Source organism: Candidatus Zixiibacteriota bacterium, assembly GCA_040753495.1.
In the GTDB taxonomy this organism is placed as follows: Bacteria; Zixibacteria; MSB-5A5; order GN15; family PGXB01; genus DYGG01.
In genome coordinates, this window is record JBFMEF010000151.1 from 1 (window position 1) to 25,729 (window position 25,729).

The 25,729-nt window shown below is 51.9% G+C and carries 22 protein-coding genes, 1 tRNA gene and 1 other RNA gene; 16 read left to right on the plus strand and 8 right to left on the minus strand.

Annotation, left to right across the window (positions count from 1 at the left end):
* The first annotated feature begins 138 nt into the window (after window positions 1-138).
* The 10 genes from AB1690_10000 to queG all read left to right on the plus strand — a co-directional run bounded on the left by AB1690_10000 (window position 139) and on the right by queG (window position 9,586).
* On the plus strand, window positions 139-603 hold the full coding sequence (locus tag AB1690_10000; GenBank protein ID MEW6015644.1) for a prepilin-type N-terminal cleavage/methylation domain-containing protein: 465 nt from the start codon (window positions 139-141) through the stop codon (window positions 601-603).
* Window positions 604-614: 11 nt separating this feature from the next.
* Window positions 615-1,742: a prepilin-type N-terminal cleavage/methylation domain-containing protein gene (locus AB1690_10005; GenBank protein MEW6015645.1), complete on the plus strand. Its 1,128-nt coding sequence runs from the start codon at window positions 615-617 to the stop codon at window positions 1,740-1,742.
* An 8-nt stretch (window positions 1,743-1,750) separates the two neighbouring features.
* Window positions 1,751-3,346 (plus strand): hypothetical protein, encoded by a 1,596-nt coding sequence (locus tag AB1690_10010; GenBank protein MEW6015646.1) that lies wholly within the window; start codon window positions 1,751-1,753, stop codon window positions 3,344-3,346.
* The gene (locus AB1690_10015; protein MEW6015647.1) at window positions 3,343-3,900 is read left to right on the plus strand and encodes a hypothetical protein; all 558 of its coding nucleotides are present in this window, start codon (window positions 3,343-3,345) and stop codon (window positions 3,898-3,900) included. The genes AB1690_10010 and AB1690_10015 overlap by 4 nt, the downstream gene beginning before the upstream one ends.
* Window positions 3,897-4,337, plus strand: a complete 441-nt coding sequence (locus tag AB1690_10020) for a hypothetical protein (GenBank protein MEW6015648.1) — start codon at window positions 3,897-3,899, stop codon at window positions 4,335-4,337. Before AB1690_10015 ends, AB1690_10020 begins: the two co-directional genes overlap by 4 nt.
* Entirely contained in the window at window positions 4,334-5,614 is a 1,281-nt protein-coding gene (locus AB1690_10025) for a secretin and TonB N-terminal domain-containing protein (GenBank protein ID MEW6015649.1), read from the plus strand. Before AB1690_10020 ends, AB1690_10025 begins: the two co-directional genes overlap by 4 nt.
* 225 nt (window positions 5,615-5,839) lie before the next feature.
* Window positions 5,840-7,300, plus strand: coding sequence for a PQQ-dependent sugar dehydrogenase (locus AB1690_10030; protein ID MEW6015650.1), 1,461 nt, complete (start codon window positions 5,840-5,842; stop codon window positions 7,298-7,300).
* 5 nt (window positions 7,301-7,305) lie between these two features.
* Window positions 7,306-8,259, plus strand: a complete 954-nt coding sequence (locus tag AB1690_10035) for a squalene/phytoene synthase family protein (GenBank protein MEW6015651.1) — start codon at window positions 7,306-7,308, stop codon at window positions 8,257-8,259.
* The gene (locus AB1690_10040) at window positions 8,252-8,590 is read left to right on the plus strand and encodes a Rieske (2Fe-2S) protein (protein ID MEW6015652.1); all 339 of its coding nucleotides are present in this window, start codon (window positions 8,252-8,254) and stop codon (window positions 8,588-8,590) included. Before AB1690_10035 ends, AB1690_10040 begins: the two co-directional genes overlap by 8 nt.
* A gap of 66 nt (window positions 8,591-8,656) precedes the next feature.
* A complete protein-coding gene (queG, locus tag AB1690_10045) occupies window positions 8,657-9,586 on the plus strand; it encodes a tRNA epoxyqueuosine(34) reductase QueG (GenBank protein MEW6015653.1) in 930 nt (309 codons plus the stop codon).
* Window positions 9,587-9,706: 120 nt separating this feature from the next.
* Here the strand turns inward: queG and lepB are convergent, their stop codons facing one another.
* From lepB to AB1690_10070, 5 genes are all read right to left on the minus strand, one after another.
* The gene (lepB, locus tag AB1690_10050) at window positions 9,707-10,450 is read right to left on the minus strand and encodes a signal peptidase I (protein ID MEW6015654.1); all 744 of its coding nucleotides are present in this window, start codon (window positions 10,448-10,450) and stop codon (window positions 9,707-9,709) included.
* Window positions 10,451-10,471: 21 nt separating this feature from the next.
* On the minus strand, window positions 10,472-11,518 hold the full coding sequence (rseP, locus tag AB1690_10055) for an RIP metalloprotease RseP (protein MEW6015655.1): 1,047 nt from the start codon (window positions 11,516-11,518) through the stop codon (window positions 10,472-10,474).
* A 1-nt stretch (window position 11,519) separates the two neighbouring features.
* A complete protein-coding gene (locus AB1690_10060) occupies window positions 11,520-12,671 on the minus strand; it encodes a 1-deoxy-D-xylulose-5-phosphate reductoisomerase (GenBank protein ID MEW6015656.1) in 1,152 nt (383 codons plus the stop codon).
* A gap of 55 nt (window positions 12,672-12,726) precedes the next feature.
* A complete protein-coding gene (locus AB1690_10065) occupies window positions 12,727-13,353 on the minus strand; it encodes a peptidylprolyl isomerase (GenBank protein MEW6015657.1) in 627 nt (208 codons plus the stop codon).
* A 703-nt stretch (window positions 13,354-14,056) separates the two neighbouring features.
* Complete coding sequence (locus tag AB1690_10070; GenBank protein MEW6015658.1) at window positions 14,057-14,902, minus strand: glycine zipper 2TM domain-containing protein; 846 nt, start codon at window positions 14,900-14,902, stop codon at window positions 14,057-14,059.
* A 199-nt stretch (window positions 14,903-15,101) separates the two neighbouring features.
* Between AB1690_10070 and AB1690_10075 the strand changes: the two genes are divergently transcribed.
* The 6 genes from AB1690_10075 to AB1690_10100 all read left to right on the plus strand — a co-directional run bounded on the left by AB1690_10075 (window position 15,102) and on the right by AB1690_10100 (window position 20,307).
* A tRNA-Ala gene (locus tag AB1690_10075) sits at window positions 15,102-15,174 on the plus strand.
* Window positions 15,175-15,198: 24 nt separating this feature from the next.
* Window positions 15,199-15,464, plus strand: an RNA gene (gene ffs, locus AB1690_10080) — signal recognition particle sRNA large type.
* Window positions 15,465-15,480: 16 nt separating this feature from the next.
* Window positions 15,481-17,178, plus strand: a complete 1,698-nt coding sequence (gene dnaX / locus AB1690_10085) for a DNA polymerase III subunit gamma/tau (protein MEW6015659.1) — start codon at window positions 15,481-15,483, stop codon at window positions 17,176-17,178.
* A 113-nt stretch (window positions 17,179-17,291) separates the two neighbouring features.
* On the plus strand, window positions 17,292-17,618 hold the full coding sequence (locus tag AB1690_10090) for a YbaB/EbfC family nucleoid-associated protein (protein MEW6015660.1): 327 nt from the start codon (window positions 17,292-17,294) through the stop codon (window positions 17,616-17,618).
* Between the two features lie 5 nt (window positions 17,619-17,623).
* Complete coding sequence (recR, locus tag AB1690_10095) at window positions 17,624-18,220, plus strand: recombination mediator RecR (GenBank protein MEW6015661.1); 597 nt, start codon at window positions 17,624-17,626, stop codon at window positions 18,218-18,220.
* 14 nt (window positions 18,221-18,234) lie between these two features.
* Window positions 18,235-20,307 carry a hypothetical protein gene (locus AB1690_10100; protein MEW6015662.1) on the plus strand — a complete coding sequence of 691 codons (2,073 nt, stop codon included), beginning with the start codon at window positions 18,235-18,237 and terminating at the stop codon, window positions 20,305-20,307.
* Between the two features lie 9 nt (window positions 20,308-20,316).
* Here the strand turns inward: AB1690_10100 and AB1690_10105 are convergent, their stop codons facing one another.
* From AB1690_10105 to AB1690_10115, 3 genes are all read right to left on the minus strand, one after another.
* A complete protein-coding gene (locus AB1690_10105) occupies window positions 20,317-21,915 on the minus strand; it encodes a hypothetical protein (protein ID MEW6015663.1) in 1,599 nt (532 codons plus the stop codon).
* Between the two features lie 124 nt (window positions 21,916-22,039).
* The gene (locus AB1690_10110) at window positions 22,040-23,044 is read right to left on the minus strand and encodes a PorV/PorQ family protein (GenBank protein MEW6015664.1); all 1,005 of its coding nucleotides are present in this window, start codon (window positions 23,042-23,044) and stop codon (window positions 22,040-22,042) included.
* A gap of 12 nt (window positions 23,045-23,056) precedes the next feature.
* Complete coding sequence (locus tag AB1690_10115; GenBank protein MEW6015665.1) at window positions 23,057-25,717, minus strand: hypothetical protein; 2,661 nt, start codon at window positions 25,715-25,717, stop codon at window positions 23,057-23,059.
* Window positions 25,718-25,729 lie beyond the last annotated feature (12 nt).

Genomic DNA, 25,729 nt, shown 5'->3' on the forward strand with positions numbered 1-25,729 from the left:
AACGCCCCCGACAGTATTGTTACCGGCGTGACCAAAGGGACCACGGTCGGCACTCGCGGCGGCTGGGCATATAACCCGACTACCGGCGAAATCTGGCCCAACACCTCGGTCAGCGGCGAGAACAACTGGTAGAAAATAATGAAGGATGGCTTGATAGCAGAATGGATGCGGCGCTCCGGCGGCTTTACTCTGGTGGAGCTGGTAATCGTTATTGTTGTGCTCGGTATAGTCGCCGGTGTGGTCATTCCCCGGATTGGACCCTTGACAGAGCAATCCAAAGTGAATGCCACCCGTGAAGAAATGCTGCGAATCAAGACAGCCATCAAAGGAGACCCGAGTCTGATTGCCGGCTCGGAATATGTCAATCGCGGTTTTGAAGGGGATGTCGGTTTTGCGCCGTACCAATTGCGCGACCTGGCGCGCAAACCGGACAGCATTCCGGCTTACGACAGATTTACCCGTCTGGGCTGGAATGGTCCCTATCTCGACAGTTCGGGACAGAATTATCTCTATGACGCCTGGGGACTGGCTTATGCCTACAATCCAACGGCGCGCACGATAACCTCCACCGGAGCCGACCCCGATATCGTGGTCAATTTCTGAGAGGGATGCCGATGCTGAAATCTGAAAAAGGTCTGACGCTGATTGAACTGGTAATGGTAATAATCATAGTCGGAATCCTTGCCGGGGTGGCGATGAAATCGATGGATTCAGCCATTGAAACGGGACGGGTGGAAGCGACTAAAAAAGAGATGGAAATGCTGGCGCAGGCGATTGTCGGGAATCCGGCGCTGGTCAGCAACGGCTTTCGCGTTGATTTTGGCTATGTCGGCGACATCGGCGCCCTGCCCCCTAATCTGGATGCGTTGGCGGCGAATCCGGGCGGGTTTAGCACCTGGGACGGTCCTTATATTGTAAATTCGTTCACTCAGGCGACCGACGATTACAAGAAAGATGCCTGGAATGTTCTTTACACCTACAACGGTTTGAATCTTGTTTCGACCGGTTCCGGAAGCAATATCACCAAGCAGATTGCCGGCGCGGTATCGGACCTGACCGCCAACACGGTGCAGGGGACGGTTGTCGATGTGGAGGGGATTCCTCCAGGAATCTATAATGTCGATGTCGATATCTCCATAAATTATCCCGATGGACTGGGGGGAATGACTACCGCCACAGTCAATCCCTCACCTAACGGCAACTATTCCTTCGGCAACATACCGATTGGCAATCATCAGATTATTGCGGTCAATACCACCACTGACGACACATTGCTATCCTATGTAACAGTGCCGCCGAAATCGAGCATCATTAACAATCTTCGTTTTGGTTCCGCCTTGTGGGGAGCGGGAAACTCACCCAGCGCCAACGGGCTGCAATATGTTTCCGGGTCGGCGCAGCTTTCCGGCGGGAACGATGTTGAATTCGATATTTTTAATAATACCGGCGCTAATATCAATATATCGTGGCTGACGGCGACCTATGTTCGTAATCCGGCGGCATATTACGAGCGGATTCGCTGGGCGAACGGCACCGTTGCCAACAGCACCAATCCCCGCTATTCCTCGGGTCAGCAGGTCAATTTTTCCAGTTCACGGACTATCAATGACGGCTCAACCGTCACGGTGAGGCTGCAGGATTTTAATACGTCATTGAACGGCGGAGGCTCCAGCGCCAACATGGCCGGAGTCTCCTTTACGGTCGTTTTTAGCGACAGCTCCACGATAAATTTCAGCCTGTAGAAAAAGAAATGGTAAACAAGAATAAAAAGGCGACCGGCTGGTTAAAGAGATTTTGCGGCCGCTACAGCCCCCTCTGCCGCGGTTCGATTCTCAAGAGGCGTTACGGTTTTGGGCGGACGATTGCGATTGTTATTGATGACCAATCGTTGCAATTGGCGGCGGCCCGGCAGCTCTGGCATCGCTGTCGCCTGCTCAATGTCACCAAGGTCTATATCCCCTCTGCCTACAGCGGTCAGGAGAAGCGGGAGAATTTCATAACCTCCGAGATAATGCGATTTGTCCGAGAATACGGAGGCAAAAACGCCCGATACGTTCTCGGAATCGGCGGCCAGGAGAGCGCCATAAGATTGCTGAACTTCCCGGCAATGAAGCGTCGGGAACTGGACAGCGCCGTATTCTGGGAAGGGAACAAGCAGATTCCCTTCGGGCTGAAAGATTCCTACTACGGTTACCATCTGGTGGCGCAGCACGAGGGGAGCGAGCCATCCGGACTCAATGTGGTCCTTCTGGCAACCCCTCGAAAAGAGGTTCACCGGAGGCTGGAGGAGCTGAAAGCCGACATACGGATTGACGGCGCCTATCATGAGCTGGAAGCGATCGGGCAGATGCTTCCTTTTCTCGATGAATATCAACCGGGCAAGGCATACACCCTGGTCAACATCATGAAAAATCATACGGAGATCAGTTTCTATCGCGGCGCGCGGATGGAGTTTCGGCATACCGCTTCTATCGGTTCCGATGCCCTTTCATCTCCGGGAGAAAAAGAGCTGGTCTTCCAGGAGTTTGCCGATGCCCTCACCGTGGAAATCCAGAATTCGCTCGATTACTATGTCGGGCAGTTTTCGCAGATACTGGCTGACAAGATACTGATTTACGGCGACCTCTGTTATTCTGAAGACCTGGTGGAGCATCTCACCCGTCATTTTGGGCTGGAGTTTCGCCGTATTCCGATAGAGAGCTGGTTGAAAACTCAGCCGAAGGCGCGCGATTATGCGGAGCAGATTCCCGTTTCGCTGGGAGCGGTGGCTCTGGCGGTGGCGCGCGATGATATGGTAAATTTGCTCCCCAATGATATGCGGGAGGCGGCATCGGTCCGCAAATTTTACCGGGTGGCGATTCCAGCCGTGGCGACACTCTTATTCATTCTCTTCGGAACCTGGATGTCGCTGCGCCAGCATGTGGCTACCGAGCAGTTTCATCTGGGGCTGCGCCAGAATCAACTGGAAAGGCTGCGGAATTCTCCCTCGTTTGTGATGTACAACCGGTTGAAGCAGCAACTGACAGCCAATCGGCAACTGATGGAGAAGCTTGACCGCGACCCGACTTTTATGAATCTCAACTTTAAGGAACTTTCATTAATCACGCCGCCGCAGATACGGCTGGACCTGCTCGACCTGCAGAATGCGGGGGACCGTCTGAGTCTGGCGTTGAATGGTGAAGCCCGCTCGGCGACCACCCCGCCGGAGGTGATTGTCGCCGAATTTGTGGCGCGACTGGAAGGCTCGCCCTTTTATAGAAATGTGGCGCTGAGGAAACATTCCAAAAAAGCGGTCCAGGGGGCATTCTCCATTGAATTTCTGGTAGAGATGGACACGGTAATATGAAAAAACTCTGGCTGAAATCGGCTCTGGCAACCCTGGCTTTGACAGCGGGATTGTATCTGCTTCTGATGTCGCCCCTGCAGAAAGAAGAAAGCCAGGTGGCATCGGCTCGCGCCGAACTGGAAACGACTATCGCTGACTATGAAAAGAAACTTCTGGAATTCCCCGAGTTCTACCGCGCCGAAAAAGAGCTTTTGGAAAAAAGAATGGTCCTGATATCCCAGCTCTACTCGAAAGAGGATTTAATAAAACTATTCCGACGCTTCGAAGAGAATGCCTTGCGCTTTCGTCTTAACCTGTTGGAGATTACTCCCTCGATCGAGGAACTTCTTAAATTGAATAAGTTGTCCGAAGACGGGCAGCCGCAGCAACTGAATATGATGGTGCGTCTCAGCGGCGACTTTCCGGCGCTGGGCTCATTTGTGCGCACGATTGAAGAGGAAAAGTTTTATCAGGGGACGAACTTCTGCCGGGTGACCAGCGTGGGTCAGGGAGAAGCGTTTCCGGAAATGACATTCGGATTCAAAGCGGTGCTGGGGGCGCTACGGGAGGGATGATGAATCCAAGGACGCGAAAAATCATAATTTATCTGTCGCTGGTGGCGGCGGTCATTTATGCGGCGGTCAATATGACGGATAAGTTTAGGGTGGAGACCGGGGCGCAGTCGCAACCGCCGGCGCCGCAGCAGCTGACGGTGGCAAAGAAGGCGGAGATGCCGATACCGATTGAGAAATATCGCGACCTGGATTGGGGCCGCGACCCCTTTCGCAGGAATGCCTCGCCGGCCGTGGTCAGCGAAAGCAATACGCCCGGATGGATTCTAAACGGGATTTTGTACGATGAAACCGACCCCAGCGCCATCATTGACGGAAAACTGGTAAAGGTCGGAACGGAAATAAACGGGGCGCGCGTTCTCAATATTCGAAAGAAAGCTGTTACTCTGGATATAAATGGAAGCAGTGTCGAACTGACGCTTGCAAAGGATAAATCATGAAGAAGATCGTACTCCTCCTCGGAATTATCGGGGCTCTGCAGATATCGACTTGGGGTCAGGGACTTCAATCGGAAAAAAGAATTTCGCTTCAATTCGATAATGTTCCCATCGCCACCGTCCTCAATATGCTGGCTCAGAAATATGATTTGAACCTGGTCTTTGCCGGTGATGTGGAGAGCAAGATTTCCATCAAGCTGGATAATGTCGCCCTGCAGGAAGCGCTCCAGGCGATACTTAACGCCAACGGTCTGAACTATTATCTTATCGGCGACATCATAGTTGTCAAACCGGTGGAAACATCGGCGGTCGGAGAAACCGTTCCGGCGCTGATTAAGCTGGCTTATATCTCCCCTAACGCGGCAATGAATGCCGCCGCCGACTTGCTTTCACCCAAGGGTAAAATGAAAGTGGTCGAGGATGCCACGTCTGTTTCAAAGGGTCCCGGCGCCCCAAACCCGACGGAGCTGGTTATAGTTGACTTTCCCGACGTCGTGCAGAAAGTGATCAACTTCATAAAACAGCTGGATAAACCGCAACCGCTGGTGGCGATACAGGTGCGGATGATTGAAATGAATGTTGACGGCGAGAAAAAGACCGGCTTCAACTGGCCTACTTCCCTTAACGGCCGTCTGCATGGGATAGAGAATACGACCAGCACCGGCTCCAGCACCACCACCAATGCCACAGAAGCGCTGGGAGCGCTTGATTTGCCTGACGGAAAATGGGAGTGGGGCAAACTCTCGGTGGCCGAGGTGGCGCTGGTTCTCGATTTCCTGGAAAAATCGGGCAATTCCAAACTGATATCGGACCCGCGCATCACGACTTTGAATAATCATCAGGCGGAAATCAAAGTGGCGACAGTGGTGCCGATTCAGACAATAAATCGGTTCAGTGAAGGGGGCGCCGTTCAGGATATCGTTACTTTTCAGGACGAGGAGGTCGGCATTTCGCTGCAGGTAACACCCCGTATCACCGACAGCAATCAGATAATGCTCGATGTCTATCCAACCGTGGCGGAGATAATCGGCTTCTCCGGTCCCGAAGGGAATCAGAAGCCGATAACCTCCGAGCGTTCCATTCGGACAAAAATCACGGTCCAGAACGGCGAAACGGCCGCTCTGGGAGGGCTGCTCAAAGAGAGTAAGATTGAGAACGAACAGAAGGTCTTTTTCCTCGGGTCCATTCCGATTCTGGGCAATCTTTTCAAGCATAAGACGGTCAAGACCAGCACCACCGACCTTCTGATACTTATAACTCCAACGGTTGTTTCATATTGACGCGGTTTCAAAGTTCGTGAGCTGTCCGGCTGTGAAAGCCGGCCGCTCCTCATTTAATTCAATCGTCCTGATATTTCCCACAAAAATAGACCAATAAAAGCCACAATTGAGCGCTTTGACGGGAATCTTTCGTATAAGTGTAGCGTTTTATGATTAGAGCACAGCCGTGACGGCGCTTGCGGCGCGGTTGAAAGCGATAATCAACTAAAATTGTTGAGGATAAAAATGGCGAAATGGAAATTCAGAGCATTCCTGCTAATAATGGCTTTGACGCTAATATCGGTGGGCGTTCCGGCGCGGGGCGAATCAGAGAAGCGTCTTAACTTGTCGGGCACGGGCGCCGTTCGTCCCACCGCAACGGCTTTGACCACGGTGAGAATAGCCTCCGGTTTGTCACGCCCTGTTTTCGTCTGCTCCCCGCCGGGGGATAATGAGCGCCTGTTCATCCTGGAGCAATACACCGGACTCATCAAAATCTGGAGGAATGATTCTGTCCTTGCCCGCCCCTTCCTGGATATCGGCGATAGTCTTGCCACCAATGGAAACGAGCAGGGACTTCTGGGAATGGCTTTCCACCCCGCTTTTGAAACTAATCGCTATTTCTTCCTTAATTATACCAAAGTTGGCGGAGCCACAGTCATCAAGCGATACATGGTTTCGGCGAACGACCCTGACAGCGCCGACTTCACCAGCGGTGTAACCATAATGACTGTCCCCCAGCCGTACAGCAATCATAACGGCGGAATGATAGCTTTCTCGCCTGTCGACGGATACTTATATATCGGTATGGGTGACGGCGGCTCCGGAGGCGACCCGCAAAATCGGGCGCAGGATGGCTCCTCCCTGCTGGGGAAAATGCTTCGGATAGATGTTGATGCTGGATTTCCGTACGGGATACCGCCGGATAATCCCTTTGTCGATTCGGCGTCAACCCGCGATGAAATCTGGGCTAAGGGGCTTCGCAACCCCTGGCGATTCAGTTTCGATGCCCTGACCGGAGAAATGTATATCGGTGACGTCGGTCAGAATGCCTGGGAAGAGATTAGTTATCAGCCCGCCGGCAGCCCGGGAGGTGAGAATTATGGATGGCGACTCAAAGAAGGAACTCATTGCCACAATCCCTCCACCAATTGCGACCCCGATGGAGTTCTGACTGACCCGATTCATGAATACTCACATGCATCCTCACGATGCTCTGTCACCGGCGGGTATGTTTACCGCGGCTGCGCTATTCCCGACCTGCAGGGGACATATTTCTTCGCCGACTATTGCACCTCCGAAATATGGTCGTTCCGTTTTGATGGGACAAAAATTGCCGAGTTTACCGACCGGACCGCGGAGCTGGAGCCCGGCGGCGGCATTACTATAGACTGGATTTCTTCTTTCGGGGTGGACAATCGCGGGGAGCTTTATATCCTGGACCATCTGGGAGGAGAGATATTCAAGATTGTTCCCGAGGGGGTACCGTCGCTCTGTTTTTTCGACTGCGGTGATATCGACGGTAACAGCCGGATAAATATCCTCGATATCACCTATCTATTGAACTACCTCTATAAAGGGGGAACCGCTCCGGTATCGCTGACGGCGGCTGATGTAAACGGTTCCGGCGGTATAAATATACTCGACATCACTTCGTTCATCGCGCATCTGTATAAAGGAGGACCGGCGCTAAACTGCCCGGTATAATAGTTATGACTACAATGGATATTGCCCTGCGGGCGGCTCGGATCGAAGAATCTTACCGGTTTGCCGAGCAGATTGCCGCCAAGCGGAAGCCTCATCTTTACCGGGTCGCCACTCTCTTTCCGGACCGCACCCGTTACCTGGCGTTTTGCGCCGCTTATGCCTCAATGCGCTGGGTTGATGACCATGTCGATGAATTGGCCGGTTCGGCAGAAGAGCTGGAAGCCTGGCAGAAGGAGGTTTCCGGCAATTATTCCGGTATTGCCGGAAGCATTATCTATGGTCCGGCCCTGGCAGACAGTTTCAAGAAGTTTGAACTGCCGCTGGAGCCATGGCTCAATATGAAGAAATCGATGCAGCATGACCTGGAGCAATGGGGGTTTGCCACCTATCAGGATTTTCTTGTCTATGCCGAAGGAGCCACGGTGGCGCCGGCGGCGGTCTTTGCCTCGCTCTTGCTGCAAAGAGCAGACGGGGCGTTATTTCATCTGGCGCTGCCATACGAAACTATTCGCGATGCCGTTCGGGAATCGGCCATTCTCTGCTACGAAGCGCATATTGTCCGCGACCTCAAAGAAGACCTCAGCGCCGGACGGAGCTATTTCCCGGTGGATGAACTGAAGCAGTTCGGGCTGGAAAATGAGCATGGGGCAGGAGAAGTATGGCGTCCCTACCTCCGGTTCTATTTGAACCGGGCAGCGCTGCGGAGGGAGAGAGCATTGGAGGCATTGAAGAGTATCGAAGCGGAGATGACTCCGCGGGAAAAACTGATGCTTCATTTGCTGGTAGAGTTCTATATCACTTCGCTGGAAAAATGTATCCGGTTGGATGGCGATGTCTGGAGCGACCGCCACTGGGTTGAAAGAGATGAAATGAAGGCGCTTCTGCAGCGCTTGAAAGGCGAGTATGAACCGGCCGCGGCGCTTGACCCGCTGTCGATAAAGGCGATTGAAGATGTCTGAGCCGAAATGGATTAAGGCAATACCGGTGGCGGAGCTTCATCGGCACAAATTCCGCCAGATGCGGATAATGTCGCGGATCATTGCCATCATTAATCTCGCCAATGAGCCGATGGCACTTGATGGGGAATGCCGCCATATGCGGGGACCTCTTCTGGAAGGTAAAATCGAAGGGACAACGGTGACCTGTCCCTGGCATGGATGGCAGTATGACCTCAGTACCGGGCAGTGCCTTACAGAGCAGTGGGCTCATCTTCGAAGATACAACTGCAAGATTGAGAACGGCTGGGTGATGATTGATATCTCTCCCTTGACAGCCACACCCCCTGAATAAACTTCCTTTTATCTCCAATCCTGTTTGACCGACGGAGTCTCGGGCATTATCATAAGAGAGTAAAATATGTTGAATGCCGAAAGAGCAAAAGAGATAGCACGACGGTTGGGGGCAGACACTGTCGGTATAACCCGTCCGGCGGCGGTGGACAATCCTGAGAGATTTATCCGATGGCTGGAAAACGGAATGGCCGGAGAGATGACTTATCTTTCGCGCCGTCTGGATGTGCGGCTTGACCCGACTAAATTACTTCCTGATGCCAAAGCGATAATCGTGGTGGGGCTAAATTATTTTCCGCCGGAAGGCACGTCGATGACAGGCGACCGCTTATACAAAGTAGCCCGCTATGCCTGGGGCATTGATTATCATCGAACCATCAGGAAATTGCTGAAAAAACTCCGCCAGGAACTGAAGCGTCACGAACCGGAATTGAAAGCAAGAATCTGTGTCGATACGGCTCCTTTTATGGACAAATACTGGGCGCAGAAAGCCGGATTGGGCTGGCAGGGAAAACATACCAATCTGGTCTCCCGCCAATGGGGAAGCTGGCTTCTTCTGGGGAGCCTGATTTTAAATCGGGAGTTTGACCGATACGATACCCCGGAGTTAGACCACTGCGGCAACTGCCGCGCCTGTCTGGATGCCTGTCCGACCGGCGCCTTGTTTGTGGAATATAATCTTGATGCCACCCGATGTATCAGTTACTGGACAATTGAATCGAAGAGCGAGGAAATACCGGCCGATATCTCCAGGAATTTCAACAACTGGGTTTTCGGATGCGATATCTGTATTTCGGTATGCCCCTTCAATAAATTCCAGAAACCGTTTTCCGACCGCTCTTTTGCGAAGCTCGAGTCGGTTGGACCGGTCGAGTCAGGAGAGGTTGCCTTTCTCTCGGAATCGGAGTTCAAGGAGCGGTTCGCGCGGAGCCCGATTTCAAGGGCCGGTTTAAAGGGAATCATAAGGAATATTCGAGCGGCGGAAACGTTTAAGTAAATCCATCCCTGTCGGTAATAACTGTATCGGAAAGCGGTTTTCAACTCCGCTAAAACTATCATTCCCCCAATAAAGAAAGGGCGGGTGACCCGCCCTTAGACTGAATTCTTCAGATTTTTCTTAATGAATAACGTTAAGCAATCGTCCCCAACGGACCCTCTCAAAGAAATGTACCGAGTTATATAAGAAAAGCCGCGGCACCGAGAGGGGGTCGGCAACCGATACCTGCGGAGAATTAGGGTCGTTCCCCCAGGACCAGTGGATAAACATCGCCTCACCAAGAATCATCTTTTTATGCACCGGTCCCCAGAATCGGGAGTCATAAGAATTATCGCGATTATCTCCCATCATGAAGAAGCAGTCTCTGGGGACAACATAAGGACCGAAATTGTCGCGGCTGTTACCGTCATCCATCCGCGGCCTGATATACCCGTCGGTAAATTTGGCATGGGGCGGATTGGGAAAGACTTTGCCGTCGACATAAAGGACTTTGTCTCTTATTTCGACTGTCTGCCACTCGGTGGCGACACAGCGCTTGATATAATTGGTCATGCCGTCTCCGGGCCATTTGAATATGACGACATCGCCCGGTTTCGGCTCCCTGATTTCCGGAAGCCGCCAGCTGGTAAAGGGAATTGAGGCGCCGTAGATAAACTTATTGGCAATTAGAAAGTCGCCCACAAGAAGAGTATCCTCCATTGAAGAAGAGGGAATTTTGTAGGCTTCAACTATGGAGGTTTTGATTATTATGGCGAGAACAATCGCAATCAGAAAAGATTTGACATTCTCCCAGACAAAATCAAAGAAATCTCCCTGCTTCTTTACTTTAGGGCTGCCTTTTTCCGGTTCCGTTTTTTTTGACATGATCTTATCCATATATAAATTTTACCATCTTCGGATATCGTTGAAGGTAACAAAAATGACCAAAATAAGAAGAAATGCGATTCCTATCTGCTGAATGACCAGGCGGGTTTTCATGGATAGAGGAGCGCCTTTGATTTTCTCTACAAGAAGGAAAACCAGATGGCCTCCATCGAGGAGAGGAATCGGCAATATATTCAGCACCGCCAGGTTAACTGAAAGCAGGGCAAGGAATTCCATCAATATATCGAACCCGGCGCGAGCTGTGGCCCCCGCCAGCTGGCCAATCAGTATCGGTCCCCCTATTTCGGCCGGAGTAACCGTTCGGGTTATCAAGCCAATTACAAATTCAAAAACCTTCTCTACGTAAAAGACAGCCTGATTAAAGCCGGAGCCGACTGCAGCGATTACCCCGAGTCGTCGAAAGACCGGCTGATGCCCCACACCGATTTTACCGACCTCGATAGTATCGCCCTGCGGAGTAACCGCCTTATCGCGATAGGTGATGACTGTGTCGGTCCGCAAAACGCCTTCTCGCCGCCAGGTGATGGCAACCGGCTCCTCGACTTTCTTGTAGATAAGCGATGCCATCTCCTGAAAAGTTTTGACTTCGGTGCCGTCAATGGCGACAATCTCATCCCCGGTGCTGAACCCGGCGCTTTCGGCGGGGCTCCCTTCGGCAACCTGCCCGATAAAAACCGCTTCCACTTCTTTCCCGCGTATCATATAAAGTCCGGCGAGCACCACTATTGCCAGAACGAAATTCATAAAAGGACCGGCAAAGATTACCAGGAACCGTTTCCAGACCGGCTTGGACATAAATTCATAAGGGGCGCCATGACTTTCCTCATTCGGGTTCTCGCCGGCCATTTTGACATATCCGCCCAGAGGAATGATGCCGATAGCGTACTCGGTCTCTCCCCACTTTTTCGAAATCAGTGTTGGGGGAAATCCAAGCGAGAACTTTTCGACTCTGATGCCGGCTCTTTTGGCGACCAGAAAATGCCCCAATTCATGAAAGAAGACAAGTATGCCAAGAACAAAAATAGTAGCCAGGATTGTGGTCAGCATTTCAAACTATAAACTCCTCGGCAGTTTTCCGCCCCCAGATGTCGGCTTCGATAATATCATCAAGTGACGGTTGCTCTACCATGTTATGTTTTCTAAGAGTATCGGTTACAATATCGGGAATTTGATGGAATTTCACACGTTCTTTTAAGAAAGCGGCCACAGCGACTTCGTTGGCGGCGTTAAAAACGGCCGGCAAGGTGCCACCCTTGCGGGCGACGTCAAACGCCAGCCGCAGCAGCGGGAATTTTTCATAATCGGGCTTCTGAAAGGTCAGTTGTCGAATATCCGTCAGGTCAAAATGCCCGTTGGACGAGACAATCCGGTCGGGATAGAATAAGGCGTAAGATATCGGAAGACGCATATCGGGATAGGATATCTGCGCAATAATGGAAGAGTCGACGAATTCCACCATAGAGTGAATTATTGATTGCGGGTGAATGACGACGTCAATCTTGTCCGGCGCTATATCAAAGAGGTGCACCGCTTCAATTACCTCGAGTCCCTTATTCATCATGGTCGCCGAATCGACCGTAATCTTGGGTCCCATTTTCCAGACGGGGTGATTTAAGGCTTGCTCTCTGGTAATGGAGGGGAATTCCTCCCGGGGTGTTTCGCGAAATGGTCCGCCGGAACCGGTTAGAATAATCTTTTTTATTTCTTCTTTCTTTCCCGATGCCAGCGCCTGCCAGATAGCGGAATGCTCGGAATCGACCGGAATTATTTCCGAAGCGGTCGTTTTTCGCGCCTGGTTAAGAAGAACTCCCCCTATCACCATCGACTCTTTATTCGCCAGAGCCAGTCTCTTTCCCGATTTCAGCGCCGCCAGGGAGGCTTTCAGGCCGGCCGCTCCAACTATGGCATTCAGAACGATATCGGCTTCAGGCAAAGATGCCAGTTGCTCAGCAGCTTCCTCCCCACAGAAAATCTCAGTTCCTGGAAAAGGATACTGCTTCTGGAAGCGGAGGTAACACTCTCCCCTTGTGACCGCGCCAAAACGGGGACGGAATTCTTGAATTTGACGCCGGAATTGCTCAATATTCCGATGTGTCGAAAGTCCCAAGACCTCAATACGGTCCTTATTGCGCGCGACAACATCAAGCGCTGAGCGGCCGATAGAGCCGGTGGAGCCAAGTATGACCAGACGCTTCTTCATCTAACTAATAAACGGAAATGGAGTGCCCCTGTTCCCTATTATTAATCGACAGCGGCTATTTTCCGGCTTCCTTCTTGCTCGCTATATCTTTAAGTATTAACATCTTACGGATGACGACATCCTCCAGCGGCTTATTGGCGGCGCCGGTTTTTACCTTTCCGATTTTCCGAAGAGCCTCATACCCATCCATCAGATGGCCAAAAACAGTGTATTGCCCATTGAGATGAGGGGCGGGCGCCAGACAGATGAAAAACTGACAAGAGGCGGAATTGGGGTCCTGGGCACGAGCCATCGAAAGAGTCCCTTCGACATGTTTGATATCAGAAAATTCGGCCGGGAGATAATATCCGGCATTGCCGGTGCCGTTCCCTTTGGGGTCGCCCCCCTGAATCATGAAGCCGTCTATTATTCTATGAAAGATAAGCCCGTTGTAAAACCCTTCCCGGATGCGAGCCAGCATACTGTCGACATGCTTGGGGGCAACATCACGAAACAGCTCCAGCTTCATGGTGCCGAAATCGGTCTCAATAGCGATTTCCGGATTATCCATTTTTCTCTTTTCATATTTGGTCTCTGTCTTCTGGGGAGCAGTCCCCTGCCCGCTTTTGCCCGCCTGCTCATCAGCCATGGCGGCGCCGAAAAAGAATGCTGTCAGAAACATAATAGTTAGTACCGCTTTCATTTGAAACCTCACAAAAGTTTATCTTTCTTGCAAAATCAAATAATACTCTATTATACCCCAGGAGTCAAACCGCAATTGGAGCTCTTTCACAAAATTTTGCCGGCGGTTCAAAAAATGTTTGACATGCCGGCGATTTTCTGCCATAGTAGAAGCAGAGCGAAGAAGACTTCTCTTCGTAGATGCTTCATTGCCTCTAAACAATTGTAGCAAAAGCCCCGCTTTCACGGGGCTTTTTTAATAACCACAAAGAGAACCTGTTATTAGTATACGGGATTATATGCCCGCTGTCGGATGATAGGTTTATCTGTTCCGCTCTTTGTGATACATCGCTTGTTGTTGAAGTTTCTCCTCAAACAATTTCGCCGAGCCGTCCCGACCACTTGCCGCAGTTACGTGACAGGCGGAAATACAGCCGGCGTACAATTTACCTTCATGAATTATAAACGCAGTGTTCTCAACAGTAATACGCTCTTTGCCGAAGGCACCGTCCGCCCGGGTCTCAACACCCTTGACGTCCGCAAGCCCTGCCGCCGCGTAGAGGCAACCGATCGCAAAATCGGACCGCAAGAGAAACATCCTGTCCGACAGTTTATACGCCGGTAGAAGAATAATAGATTAATTTAGCCTGCTGTAAACTCCGGAGACAAAAAATAAGGGCGGGGAGAACTCCCCACCCTTGATAAGTCGTTTTGATTCAAATAATTTACTTGGTGGTCTCTTTGACGGCGGGCGCCACCACCATGACATCGAATTCCCTGCCTTCTTTAAGAGTCACCTGGTCTTTATGAAGAACAGCGCCCAGGACGCCACCGGCAACTGCGCCCACGGCCGCGCCCTTAACGGCATCTTTGGTCTTGCCGCCGGTCACGCCTCCGATGACGCCGCCGGCGACGGCGCCGATGCCGGCATCACGGGCGATACTTGTCGCCTGCTCGCCGGGATGAATCACACCGCTGCCGTCTTTAGTAACGATATACCCTTCCAGCGGGATAGGACCCTCCCCCGGAAGAATCAGGCTGGTGAATTTCAATTTGATATATGCCTTGGCGTCTTCGGCTTTGCCGTCATTAAGGTCAGCCACAACTCCTTCAAGCAAACTCCCTTCCGGTATCGGCAGGCTCTCGCCCTGTTCGGCAGGACCTTTGATAGCGGCGCGAACCTTGTCACCGATTTTGCTTTCGCCGGTTGAGACCTGGTTGAGCAGGGCGATATGCAAAGCGGTATTGGCGGGCAGAACGGTGGTTCTGACAACTTGCGGTTTCGGCGGAGCCACTGCTTTAGACTCTTCTTTTACCACCGGTTTTTGCGCCGGTTTCTGCTCGGCGATAGCCGGTTTTTCCGCCGGTTTTTCGGCGGCAGTGGTGGTCGTGTCTAATAACGCTTTCTCGCCATAGTCGGCGGGAAGACCGGACTCCTCTTCGGTTTCTTTGGCTTTGTCTTTATCGGAACTGCAGCCGCCGGTGATGAAACCGACGGTCAGGAAAAGGACAAAGATTCCCAGAATTAAGAGGATAATTTTCCCGGTATGAAGCGGGGTGCGGGTGGTCATTTCTTCCTCCTTAAAGAATGATTGGTCTTTATTTATTCGACAAATTTAAATCGAAAAATTACCTATATTCAACAAAAATATCGCCGGCTTGTTTCAATTTAAAATCCCAAAAGCTCTTGATTTTGGGGCGGTTTTGTGTTAATTGGCGTGAGAATGAGCGGTGTTTCTTGCCTCAGGAAGACACCGCGAGAAACAGGATGGGGCAGTAGCTCAGCTGGGAGAGCATCACGTTCGCAACGTGAGGGTCGGCGGTTCGAATCCGCTCTGCTCCATTAAAAATTTTAGGGACATTTTTGGTGTGCTAGACGGGGAGTTAGCGGTGCCCTGTCGCCCGGAATCCGCTATACCGGGGTCGAATACCCACCGGCGGACCGAACCATTGCTGGCGTCAAGACGGAAAGCGGCGTTGAAGGTTGGGTCCTGTACAATATTGGCGCACTGAACCCCGCCAGGACCGGAAGGTAGCAACGGTAGGTGAAGACCGGTATGTGTTGCGGGTCAGCCTGACTGGAGTCGGCTACCGTGGAGACCTTGAAGTGAAGGGACAACGGTGGGTGCACACCGATAAATTAAATCCAATGTCATACCAGGTACTGGCGAGAAAATACAGGCCGCAGCAGTTTGACGATATTGTGGCGCAGGAGCATGTCACCAGAACGCTGAAGAATGCCGTCAGTACGCAGAGGCTGTCATCAGGGTATCTCTTTTCCGGCCCGCGGGGAACCGGCAAAACCACCACGGCGAGAATTCTCGCCAAAGCGCTTAACTGCATCAATGGTCCCACCCCCACCCCCTGCGACAAATGTCCCTCCTGTCTTGAGATTATCTCCGGTTCTTCTCTGGATGTTTTGGAAATTGATGCCGCCTCCAATACCGGTGTTGATGATATCCGCTCCTTGCGGGAGAATGTGCGATATCTCCCTACCTCCGGTAAAAAACGGGTCTATATCATAGATGAGGTTCATCGTCTATCCGGCTCGGCATTTGATGCCCTTTTAAAAACTCTGGAGGAGCCGCCCCCGCATGTCGTTTTCATTTTTGCCACCACCGAACCGTTCAAAGTTCCGGAAACGATTCGCTCCCGAACGCAGCGGTATGAATTCCGGCGGGTGAATGTCGCCGAGCTGGCGGCGCATATCAAGAGAGTGGCGGCGGCGGAGAAGATAGAGATTGAGGAAGAAGCGGTATATATTTTGGCGCGGAAGGCGGATGGAGCGGTGCGGGATTCCTTATCGCTTCTGGACCAGCTGTCGGCATTTGCCGGCGAGAAGATTACCCCGCGGCATGTAATAGAAGCGCTGGGACTGGTGGACCGTCAGTTTTATCTCAAATATATCGATGCCGTGGCGGCGAAAGACTGCCCCGCAAGTCTGGCAGTAGTCAAGGAGTTGATTGATGCGGGAGTGGAGATTCCGGAGTTCAATCAGGGGTTGATTGAGCATTTGCGAGCCTTGCTTATATTGCAGAACGCCCGCGAGCCGCAAAAGATTCTGGAGATGTCCGACTCTGAAATCAGCGATTACCAGAAGCAGGCCGATTATTTTTCAACCGGCGACCTGCTGCGTATGATTAAGATTATAACTGACCTGAGTCAGGACTTAAGAAGCGGTCTGGACCAGCGATTGCTTCTGGAGACGGCAACTCTGCGGCTGGCATGTCTCGAATCGACCGTCTTATTTGAAGATATCATAGCCCATCTGTCGGAACCGTCCGAAGGTTTCTCCGGGGACTCCGAAACCGACCTCTTTGGTCTGCCCAGGAAGCCGGGATTGATGGAGACAACGCCCTCATCATCGGGCGACAAAAGCGACCTGTTTGCCGACCGCGGTGGAGCGACCGAAGAGATTCCGGGCGGCGCGCCGGTTAAGGCGCTAAATCTTCCCATGGTGCAGACCAACTGGACACGGTTCATTGAGCATCTTAAAAAGGAGAGCCCCATGCTCTCGGCGCTTCTGGCGATGGCGGAAATAAAAGAAGTGAAAGATAATGTTATCACGGCCGTTTTCCATAACGCCGGTGGAACGAGCAAGCAGGTGGTGGAAAAACCGCAGTATGTCCAGACCATTACCTCCTCCCTGCGGGATTTTTTCAAGACCAACTTGAAAATAAAATTTGACGTTGATATGGCAAAAAAGGCGCCGGTTACGATTACCCGCAGCGCCCCCGAGCCGGAAAAGATTGATACCGAGAAACTTCTTGCCGAGGATGAGAAACTTCGGAACCTGGTGGAGCGTATCGACGGCGAGATTATCGGGAAGAAGAAGGCGGAGGAATGAGCCTCAAGCGATAGGAGTAAGTCAAAATCCCTCCTGGGTTTTGACAGTATAAGTATACAAGCACCGGCGATAACAGAAATCAGGAATCTCTAAAACAGGTTAGGAGATACGAAATGGCTAAAGGCGGACTTGGCGATATGATGAAACAGTTCCAGAAGATGCAGGCTAAGATGGAAGAGATGCAGGCGAAACTGGAGCAAACCCGGGTGGAGGGGACCTCCGGCGGCGGGATGGTCAAAGTTGTCGCCAACGGCAAGCAGGATATCCTCGAAATCAAAATCGACCCGGAAGTGGTGAATCCGGAAGATGTAGAGATGCTTCAGGATTTAATCGTGGCGGCGGTCAACCAGGCGCGTCAGAAAGCGGCGGAACTGCAGGCGTCGCAGATGGAAGAACTGACCGGCGGGTTGAATATTCCGGGATTAAATCTTCCTTTTTGATGACCATGTTCAAGTCGTCGGAGTCGATAGAAAAATTAATCAGCAACCTGGCGCGTCTTCCCGGTATCGGGCGAAAATCGGCCGGTCGGCTGGCCTTTCATCTTTTGAAGGTATCTAAAGAGGAAGCGCTGGAGCTGGCTGAGGCGATTCGCGATGTAAAAGAAAAGGTCGGCTTCTGCTCCATCTGCAACAACATATCGGAAGTGGACCCCTGTTATATCTGCAGCGACCCCGGTCGGCGGCGCGATATCATCTGCGTGGTAGAGGAGGCATCAGACCTCCTGGCGCTGGATAAGGCGGAAGGCTTTAAAGGGCTGTACCATGTTTTGGGAGGGAGAATTTCTCCGCTGGATGGAATAGGACCGGATGAATTAAAAATAGAGGAACTTCTTGTCCGCATAAATGACGAGGTAAAAGAAGTGATAGTCGCGACCAATCCCAACGTAGAGGGGGAGGCGACGGCGCTTCATCTGGCGAAACTTCTCAAACCACTGGGCATAAAAATCACCCGAATCGCGCGGGGGCTTCCGGTCGGCGGCGATCTGGAATATGCCGATGGCATGACGATTTCGCGGGCGCTGGAAGGACGCCAGGAAATCTAAATTCTCAATTGCTCATGAATGAACGGCATCAGCGCAGCGACAAAACGCTGGCGATTATTATCCCGTCGCTGCTCTTTTTGACCATCCTCGTGATTGCCGGCGGGGGAAAACTGCTGAAAGCCAATTGGGGCATTGACCAGGTCGGGTTGTTCCCAACCTATATTCAAATCATCTGGTTCGCGCTGTTACTATTGTCGCTGGCAGGAACGGTCTCAGGCTGGAGCGGACTGGGCTTGATGGAATATCTCAACCGGTTACTCTGGGGAGAGAAGAACGCAAAAATCCGCTGGGGGCTCCTGGGGATTTTGACCCTCCTTTTCATTGTTTTTCGCTTCGAGGCGCATCTCTACGGTGACGCCTATATCAAGATTTCCAATTTGAGCCAGAAGGCGATTCCAATATTCCGCTGGTACGAATATGGCGGAACAGTTCTCCCCTATCTCTTTTACCTGCCGTTGAAAGGGCTGGGTATTAAGCCGGAGCTTGCCGCCGCCTGGGGATTTCAGATAGTTTCCTTTCTTTCCGGGATCGCATTTCTTATAACAGTGCGATTGGTTGCCGCAAAGGTATCTTCCGATTACAACGCCAGGAGTTTTTTCTTCTGCCTGACCGTTTTCTCCGGCTTGACTCTCTATGGTTTTGGATTGGTGGAGGTCTATTCTCCCCTGGTGCCGCTTGCCGCCTGGTTTATTCTGCAAGCCTTCAGGTATTATGAGCACCCAAGCGCGAGAAATCTTATGTTTCTCTTTTTGATAGTCGCTATCGGGCTTTGCTTTCATCTGCTTTTTGCCGCAATGCTGCCGTCGGCAATTTTCGCGGCAGCCGGTCATTTGGTCAACCGTTCAAAAAAAGAATCGATAGCAGCCCTTCTGATAAGCCTTGCTGTCCTGGGGGGCGCAGTGACGACGGTCTATATTCTGGCAGCGGAGGATATTGCTGTCGGGCGCCATTTTCTTCCATGGACCGACAGCCCCCCCTTTATCGATTACAGCATTTTCAGCCTGAATCATCTGGTCGATATCTTAAATCTGGCGGCTCTATTTGCCCCGCTCTTTATCCTGTTCCTCTTTTTTTCGGCATTGCGGCTCATCAAGAAAGAGCGACTTCCCACCGATACTTTCCTGGCGCTTCTGCGCGTCTCCCAGGTAGCGCTGATATTCCTGCTGGTTCCCCTTAATGGGATGGCGCGGGATATCCCTCTATTCGTATTCCTGTTGACAGGAGCGATTTTTTTCGGCGCCTACTCTCTGACGGTAAATGAATCCCCTCCAGTGGCGAAATTGAGGCAATTGCCGTTCCTCGCTTTTGCTTTTCTTCTGGTGCTGCCGACTTTAGTGGTTCACCTGACTCCTTCCGTGACCGTGCGGCATTTGGACCGTTTCCTGGCATACAATGAAGCCCATTATGAGAAAGCGCTGCTGGCGATGCGGGATTACTATTATACCGTCGGCAATTTTTCCGAAGCGGACCGGCGGGAGCAGATGATACCGGGGAAATCGAAGACCGCCCTGGAGTCGAAACTGGTGGAGGACCTCTTTGTCAATGAACGGGTTAATGACGCCTATGCTTATGCCGTTCGTCTGGTCGAGGGAAATCCTTACTCCGCCCATTATCGGATGCAGTTGGGCAATCTGTTGAAATATTTCAAACGGTACCCGGAAGCGGAAAGAGGATTAAAGCTCTCCATCGAACTGGAGCCGTACAACGCCGATTACTACTATTTTTTGGCGCAGTTGTACAACGAGATGAATCTGCGGCAGAAGGCGTTCGAAATCCTGCAGAAGGCGTACTCCTTTGCTCCTGACAATGTTATGATTCTCTCCGGGCTGGCGGCGCATCATTTCCGCCTTGGAGAACTGGAGCGCGCAGAGTTTTATGCCAACGAGGGAATAAGAATAAACCCCGATGAGCCATATCCGTACATGTTCAAGGGAATGGTCGAAGAGAAACAGGGGCGACTGCAACAGGCGCTGGAAAGTTACGGCCGGTTTATCAAATTAAATGAGAATCTTCCGGAGATTCCCGATATCCGCCGCCGGATGAACAGTATCGTCCTCAAGATGCGGGAAACAACGCCGTCGGAATAGGCTGTCCCGCTACCGCATGACTTTGAAGTCTGTCCCGTCAGGCAGAAATCCATCGAGCAATTTCAGGTCAAAGTGAACCGCGAACCTGTTGGCGGTGCGGTCGAAATACTCGGGACTGGGGTCAAAGTCATAGACATATTTCGCCAGTAGCTGATTGCCGAAATAGTCGTATAGTCCGGCTTCGTTTTTATCCATTCTAACACCAAAGCGGTACCCCTCAAAACTTTTCCCCAGCGGAAAATGCTCTTCAAAGATACTCGAGACTTTTCCCGCCATGGTGGAATCGAACCCGAAGAGAAGACTGAAATCGACTTTTCCGGCGCTGTCGGCGACCGCCTCCACCTGAAGCGACTTGCCCGCAATAGCAACCATAACGCTATCGCCGTTGAAAATAGTCTTGCCGCCCGTTATCGCCCCCGGGGAAATCATCCCGCCGCGCGATTTTCGCTCCGCCAGAAACTTCTTGAAGGCGGCGTCAAATTGCGCCCAATCCTGCCCCAGTACCGCCTGAATGGTCTCCTTGACCTTGTCCACGGTGAGAGCCCGGATAAATTTTCGGTCGCCCGACAATGAATGATACAACTGCCAGAATTTATCGGGGGAGTAGGCGCTCAAAAGATAATCATTCAAAGTCGCCGCCACCGGATAGGCGATATCCGAGGAGACTTCACTCAATGAATCATTCTCCAGAAGTACCGAATCGAGCTCAACAATCCCCTGGTCGAGAATATATTTGCCGAAATCAATCATAACTTCCGCCGACCGCTGCCACCGTCCGCCCAGATAAACCGCCAGCCCTTCCTGGAGGAAAGAGGCGGTATAGAGCGGAATTTCCTGCAACTTATAATTGACCAGCAGATGAGCCACCTCATGATAATGGGGGAATACCATAGAGATTATGGCATCGGAGGGAAGGTGATAGACTCCTTTTGCCGCCGGGCCGTTGGATAGCACGGCGACCTCCTGTTCGCTCTGGCAGAGGTAGTACTCCATTTTTGCGGTGGCAAGATATCTGAGGGATTCTGAGGGAAGTCCGAGCCGGGCAGCAGTTTTCTCCACAAAATCATCGAGCCTGGCGGCCGCTCTTTCATTGTAATATTTCAACTGTTGGGGATTGATATGAATGCGGAAATATTTCGATTCTTTTACCGGCCAGTTTTCGGCATAATAGTCATGGGGGAAGATCAGCCAGTAGTTTTGCCCAATTCTGCGGGCATAATAATGATATTCAATTTTCTCGGCGCCGAGAAGGAGACTGAATCGAAGGCGGCGGATACCGGCCAGGCTATCAATTACGGCCAGGGACTGGATGGCATTGTAGAAGAACTCCTTGACTCGGTCATAGTCGTACATCACAGGAGAATTGCAATCCGGCTTAATCGGGATATTTTCAAACCGGATATTGAGCCGCTGCGCCTGTTCCAGCGCTTTCGGTTCCCACAGTCCCAGAGCCGATTCAAGATTGCCGGAGCGAATCAGGTCAAGATAGTTATTCATCAGTTCGTGTGCGAGAAGGTCTTCAGAGTTTTGCTGCGCTCCGGTTGAAGACGCAAGCAGCAGAATTATCGACAGCAGAACGGGCGCAAATGCAGGCAATGATTTGGTCATCGACAAAGACTCCCTGATTTTGAATATATAATCTAATATACAAATTTATCGGCGCAAATATCGAAATTATGCAACAAAAAAGGGCTCGTCGCTGCCGGCGAGCCCTTATGGTAAAATCCAGATTTTAGAAGACAATGGCGGCAGAAAACCGATGAACTGATTCCAGCCTGCCAAAGTCAACCCAGGCATAATCAAGGGAAAGCTCGGTGCCGCTGGTGATATTGGCGCGGAATCCTCCCCCCAGACCAAGCCCTTCTTCTTCATAGTTGATTTTGTATCCGGCGCGCAGGAAATATCTCCCGAAGGCGTTATATTCGGCTCCGATTGACCCCTGCTGGGTGTTATCATTGGGATGTTTCGCTTCGGCCGCCAGTACCAGCTTGGAATTTTCGCCAAAGTCCCAGTCGTATGCCATACCGACCCGGAAAGCGAGAGGAAGGTCATAAGGGTCGACTTTAAGACGGCTGTTCACCGGATCCTGGTTCGGATTAGATTGGTCCGGGTCATAATAGACATCCAGGTCGGGACCGTCGAATTTCATTTCCGGACCCATATTACTGATATTCATACCGATGCGAAGGGAACGGTAACCGGTGTACAGGAGAGTTCCGAAATCGAAGGCATAGCCGTGAGCGCTTTCCCGATAGATTTTCTCCTGGACATATTTGAAGCTGGCGCCGAAAGAGAAGCGGGCGGTCAGCTCGCGGGCAAAGCTCAACTGCAAGGCGAAGGAAGATGCGCCGTAGGAATAGCCGGTGCCTTCGGGTTCTTCCACCGTGGTAATTATCTGGTCATCCATGGAAAGTGAAGTGACCGAGGCGCCGAAGACTCCGAGATTTTCGTAACGGCGGGCATAGGCGATATAGTTGAGACTGATATCCGTGAGATAATTGACATAGGTAAAAGCCAGCTCATTGTCGAAGATATGGGTCAACCCGGCCGGATTCCAGTACATGGAGTAGACATCATTGGCGGCTGCCACCGAGGCCTCCCCCATACCGTGATACCGGGCGCCGACGCCAATTTTAAGGAACTGCGCTCCGGCCGTCCCGGCTTTGGTGAAATCGTCGGCAAGGATATTTCCGGTCAGCACCGATGCGGCCAATATTATCAAGATTATTTTCTTCATGGCTTCATCTCCCTATTTAATGACCGCAAACCGGCCCAATCGGCTGCCGTACTCTGATTCAACGCTGTATATGTATATCCCCGGCGAAATATCGAGACCGTCGCGCGACAGAAGATTCCAGTCGGCGGTGCCGGTGCCGTCATTATGTTCAAGAGTGCGAACTAAATCGCCACCCAGGGTATATATCCGTATAGTGCATTTTTCCGGCAGGTGGATAAACTGTATCTTTTTCTCGTGCTGGCTGTTTTCCCACATGGCGTGCACGATGTACGGGTCAGGGACCACTTTTATCCGTCCCAGTTCAGCCCGAGCATTGACTTCATTGACCCCGTCGGTCTTAAAGACAAAGCTGTCGTCAGGACCATTGACCGAGGCTCCTGTTATGGTGAAGATGTCGCCGGTGGCGTATCCGGTATCGGTGATGGCGAACCGGAAGAACCAGGAGTGATAGGCGGGGAAAGCTTCGGGATGAGGGCTGCCATCATAGGGGATATCTACAATAGAGATATAATCCCGCTGCTCCGGGTTCCAGACCTGGTCAAATCCCTGGTCGTAAATCTCGGCAAGCACCTGGTATCCGTAAGTTACATTCCAGACTTCAAACGGCAGATTCACCGGGGTGACATCATCCCAGAACCAGTAACCGACAGAGCCTCCGGCGGTGAAGCGTATTTCATAGGTGGAGCGGAAATGCTTGTCGGAGCCGCGGGGATAACCGAAGAGGTCGCCCATCGGGCCATAACTGAATCCAAGATGCAGGTTGGTATCGCCAGCCATGGCAAAGCCGGTCTGACTCCAGGCGCGAGGAACACGCTCCCCGTTGCGAACAACCACCTGGATACCGTCGGCTATCTCATACAGCTTAACATCACCGTCCTGGACAGTCTGATTCTTAAGAGCGGTATCGCCGGTCGTGTTATTTATCAGATGCCAGTAGGTTGTCTCATCGTCTTCCGAAAAGACCACCGAGTATTCCTCGCCGAGCACCAGAGATTCATCGAATACGAGTGGATAGATGGTTCCCTCGGAGGGGGATTCGCTGCCGGCATAACGATGTTCTATGGTGGAAAAAGCGGTGTAAAATCCGGCCGGGTCGTTGCGAGGAATGACTCTCACGGCGTTGACATCGCTTCCCGGCGTGCCGAAGCCATTCTGCAGGGGGTCGATTGGGACGGAGGAATCGCCGGCATCATAAGCAACCAGGCAGTACCAGTATTCCATGCCGTTTATCAGATTGCTGTCAATATAGGTGTGAGCAATCGGGTCGCCGAAATTTTCAATCTGGTAGGCGGCAAGCGGTTGATAGTCTTTCTGCAGGCAGGCGTTGGAAATGTCGGCTTCAAATCCCCACGTATAACCGCGGTTGGTTGACTTGTATAGTTTATATCCCCGGAAATCGGGCTGACCGGTCAGCGGGTCGATATCAACTTCCGCCGTGTCATTCCAGCTCAGATAGACTTTCTTGTCGCCGGCGCGGGCTTTAAGAGTCGGCGTATAGGGCGGTTGCGGACCGACGAAATAATTGTCGTAGAGGGTTTGAGCGGTGGCGGCATTGGCATAAAACTCTTCGGTATCTTTTCCGGCGACGACGGCAAAGACTACCCGGACAGTCTTGCCGGCGGTAAGATTAATACCGCGAGTGCACTGCAGGTAAAGCTGGTCGGTCGGTGGAAGAGATGAATCGTATTGATTGGAATAGAGGACCTGATATTTTCCGGGGTCGTTGTCCGGCACATTCTCCCACTGGAGATTGCGAAAAGCAGTCATACCGACGTCATCCGGCGTTTCCAAATATTTCGTTCCCATAATGCCGGTGCGCACCAGGGGTCCCCAGCCGGGGTCATAACTGTCTTCATCATAAGTCCAGGCGAGATTTTCGGCGCTGTCGGAGGCAACCAGGTCGCCCAGACGTCCATTCTCACCGGTGCCGTCAGGACCGCCCACGTCAAAATCGGCGTAAATCCCGAAGGCAAAGGCGGGGTAGTCGACGCCGGAGACATTGGTGATTTCCAGGACGACGAAAAGAATATCTTCATTATAGCAGTAGTTCCACTGGTAGATTGTCTGTGATAACTCCAGTCCCAGCCGGGTAACCACGTTGCCATCTTCAAAACGGTAGAAGGACTGCTGCAGGGAAGTGGGTCCGCCGGGATAGAAATTGGAATCCTGAGTCGAGAATAGCCGGTTATAGACCCAGGCGGAGCTGTCCGGATCCCAGACCCTCCAGCCGAATGCCGGATTCCCCAATCCGAGCCCTGTAGTATCAGACGGGTCGAAATCAAAAGTGGTAGTGTCGGTGGAGAGGCGAATATTGTAGGATTCGGTCCCGGAGACCAGCGACGGAATCGGCTTAAAGTCTTCATCGGTATCGGCGACAATAGTGTCGCCGGTCGGGGTTACCGCGCCCATCCAGAATTTCATCTCGCCGATATAATCGTGTCCGGAATTCTTAGGCCATTCGCCGGAGGGGTAATCATAATAGGAGTATCCCCCAATCAGACCCCAGTTGTCGACCGTGGTGACAATATTCCCTTTATCGTGAATAATCTGTTTGATAACCTGCGGCGAGGGGGCGGCAACCTTCAAAGGGCGCGCCGTAAGGAAGTTTCCGGACAAAAGCGCCGCCGGCAGTATCAGATTTATCGTGAATCTTATCGCTCTCAATCTATACATATTGTCACCTCG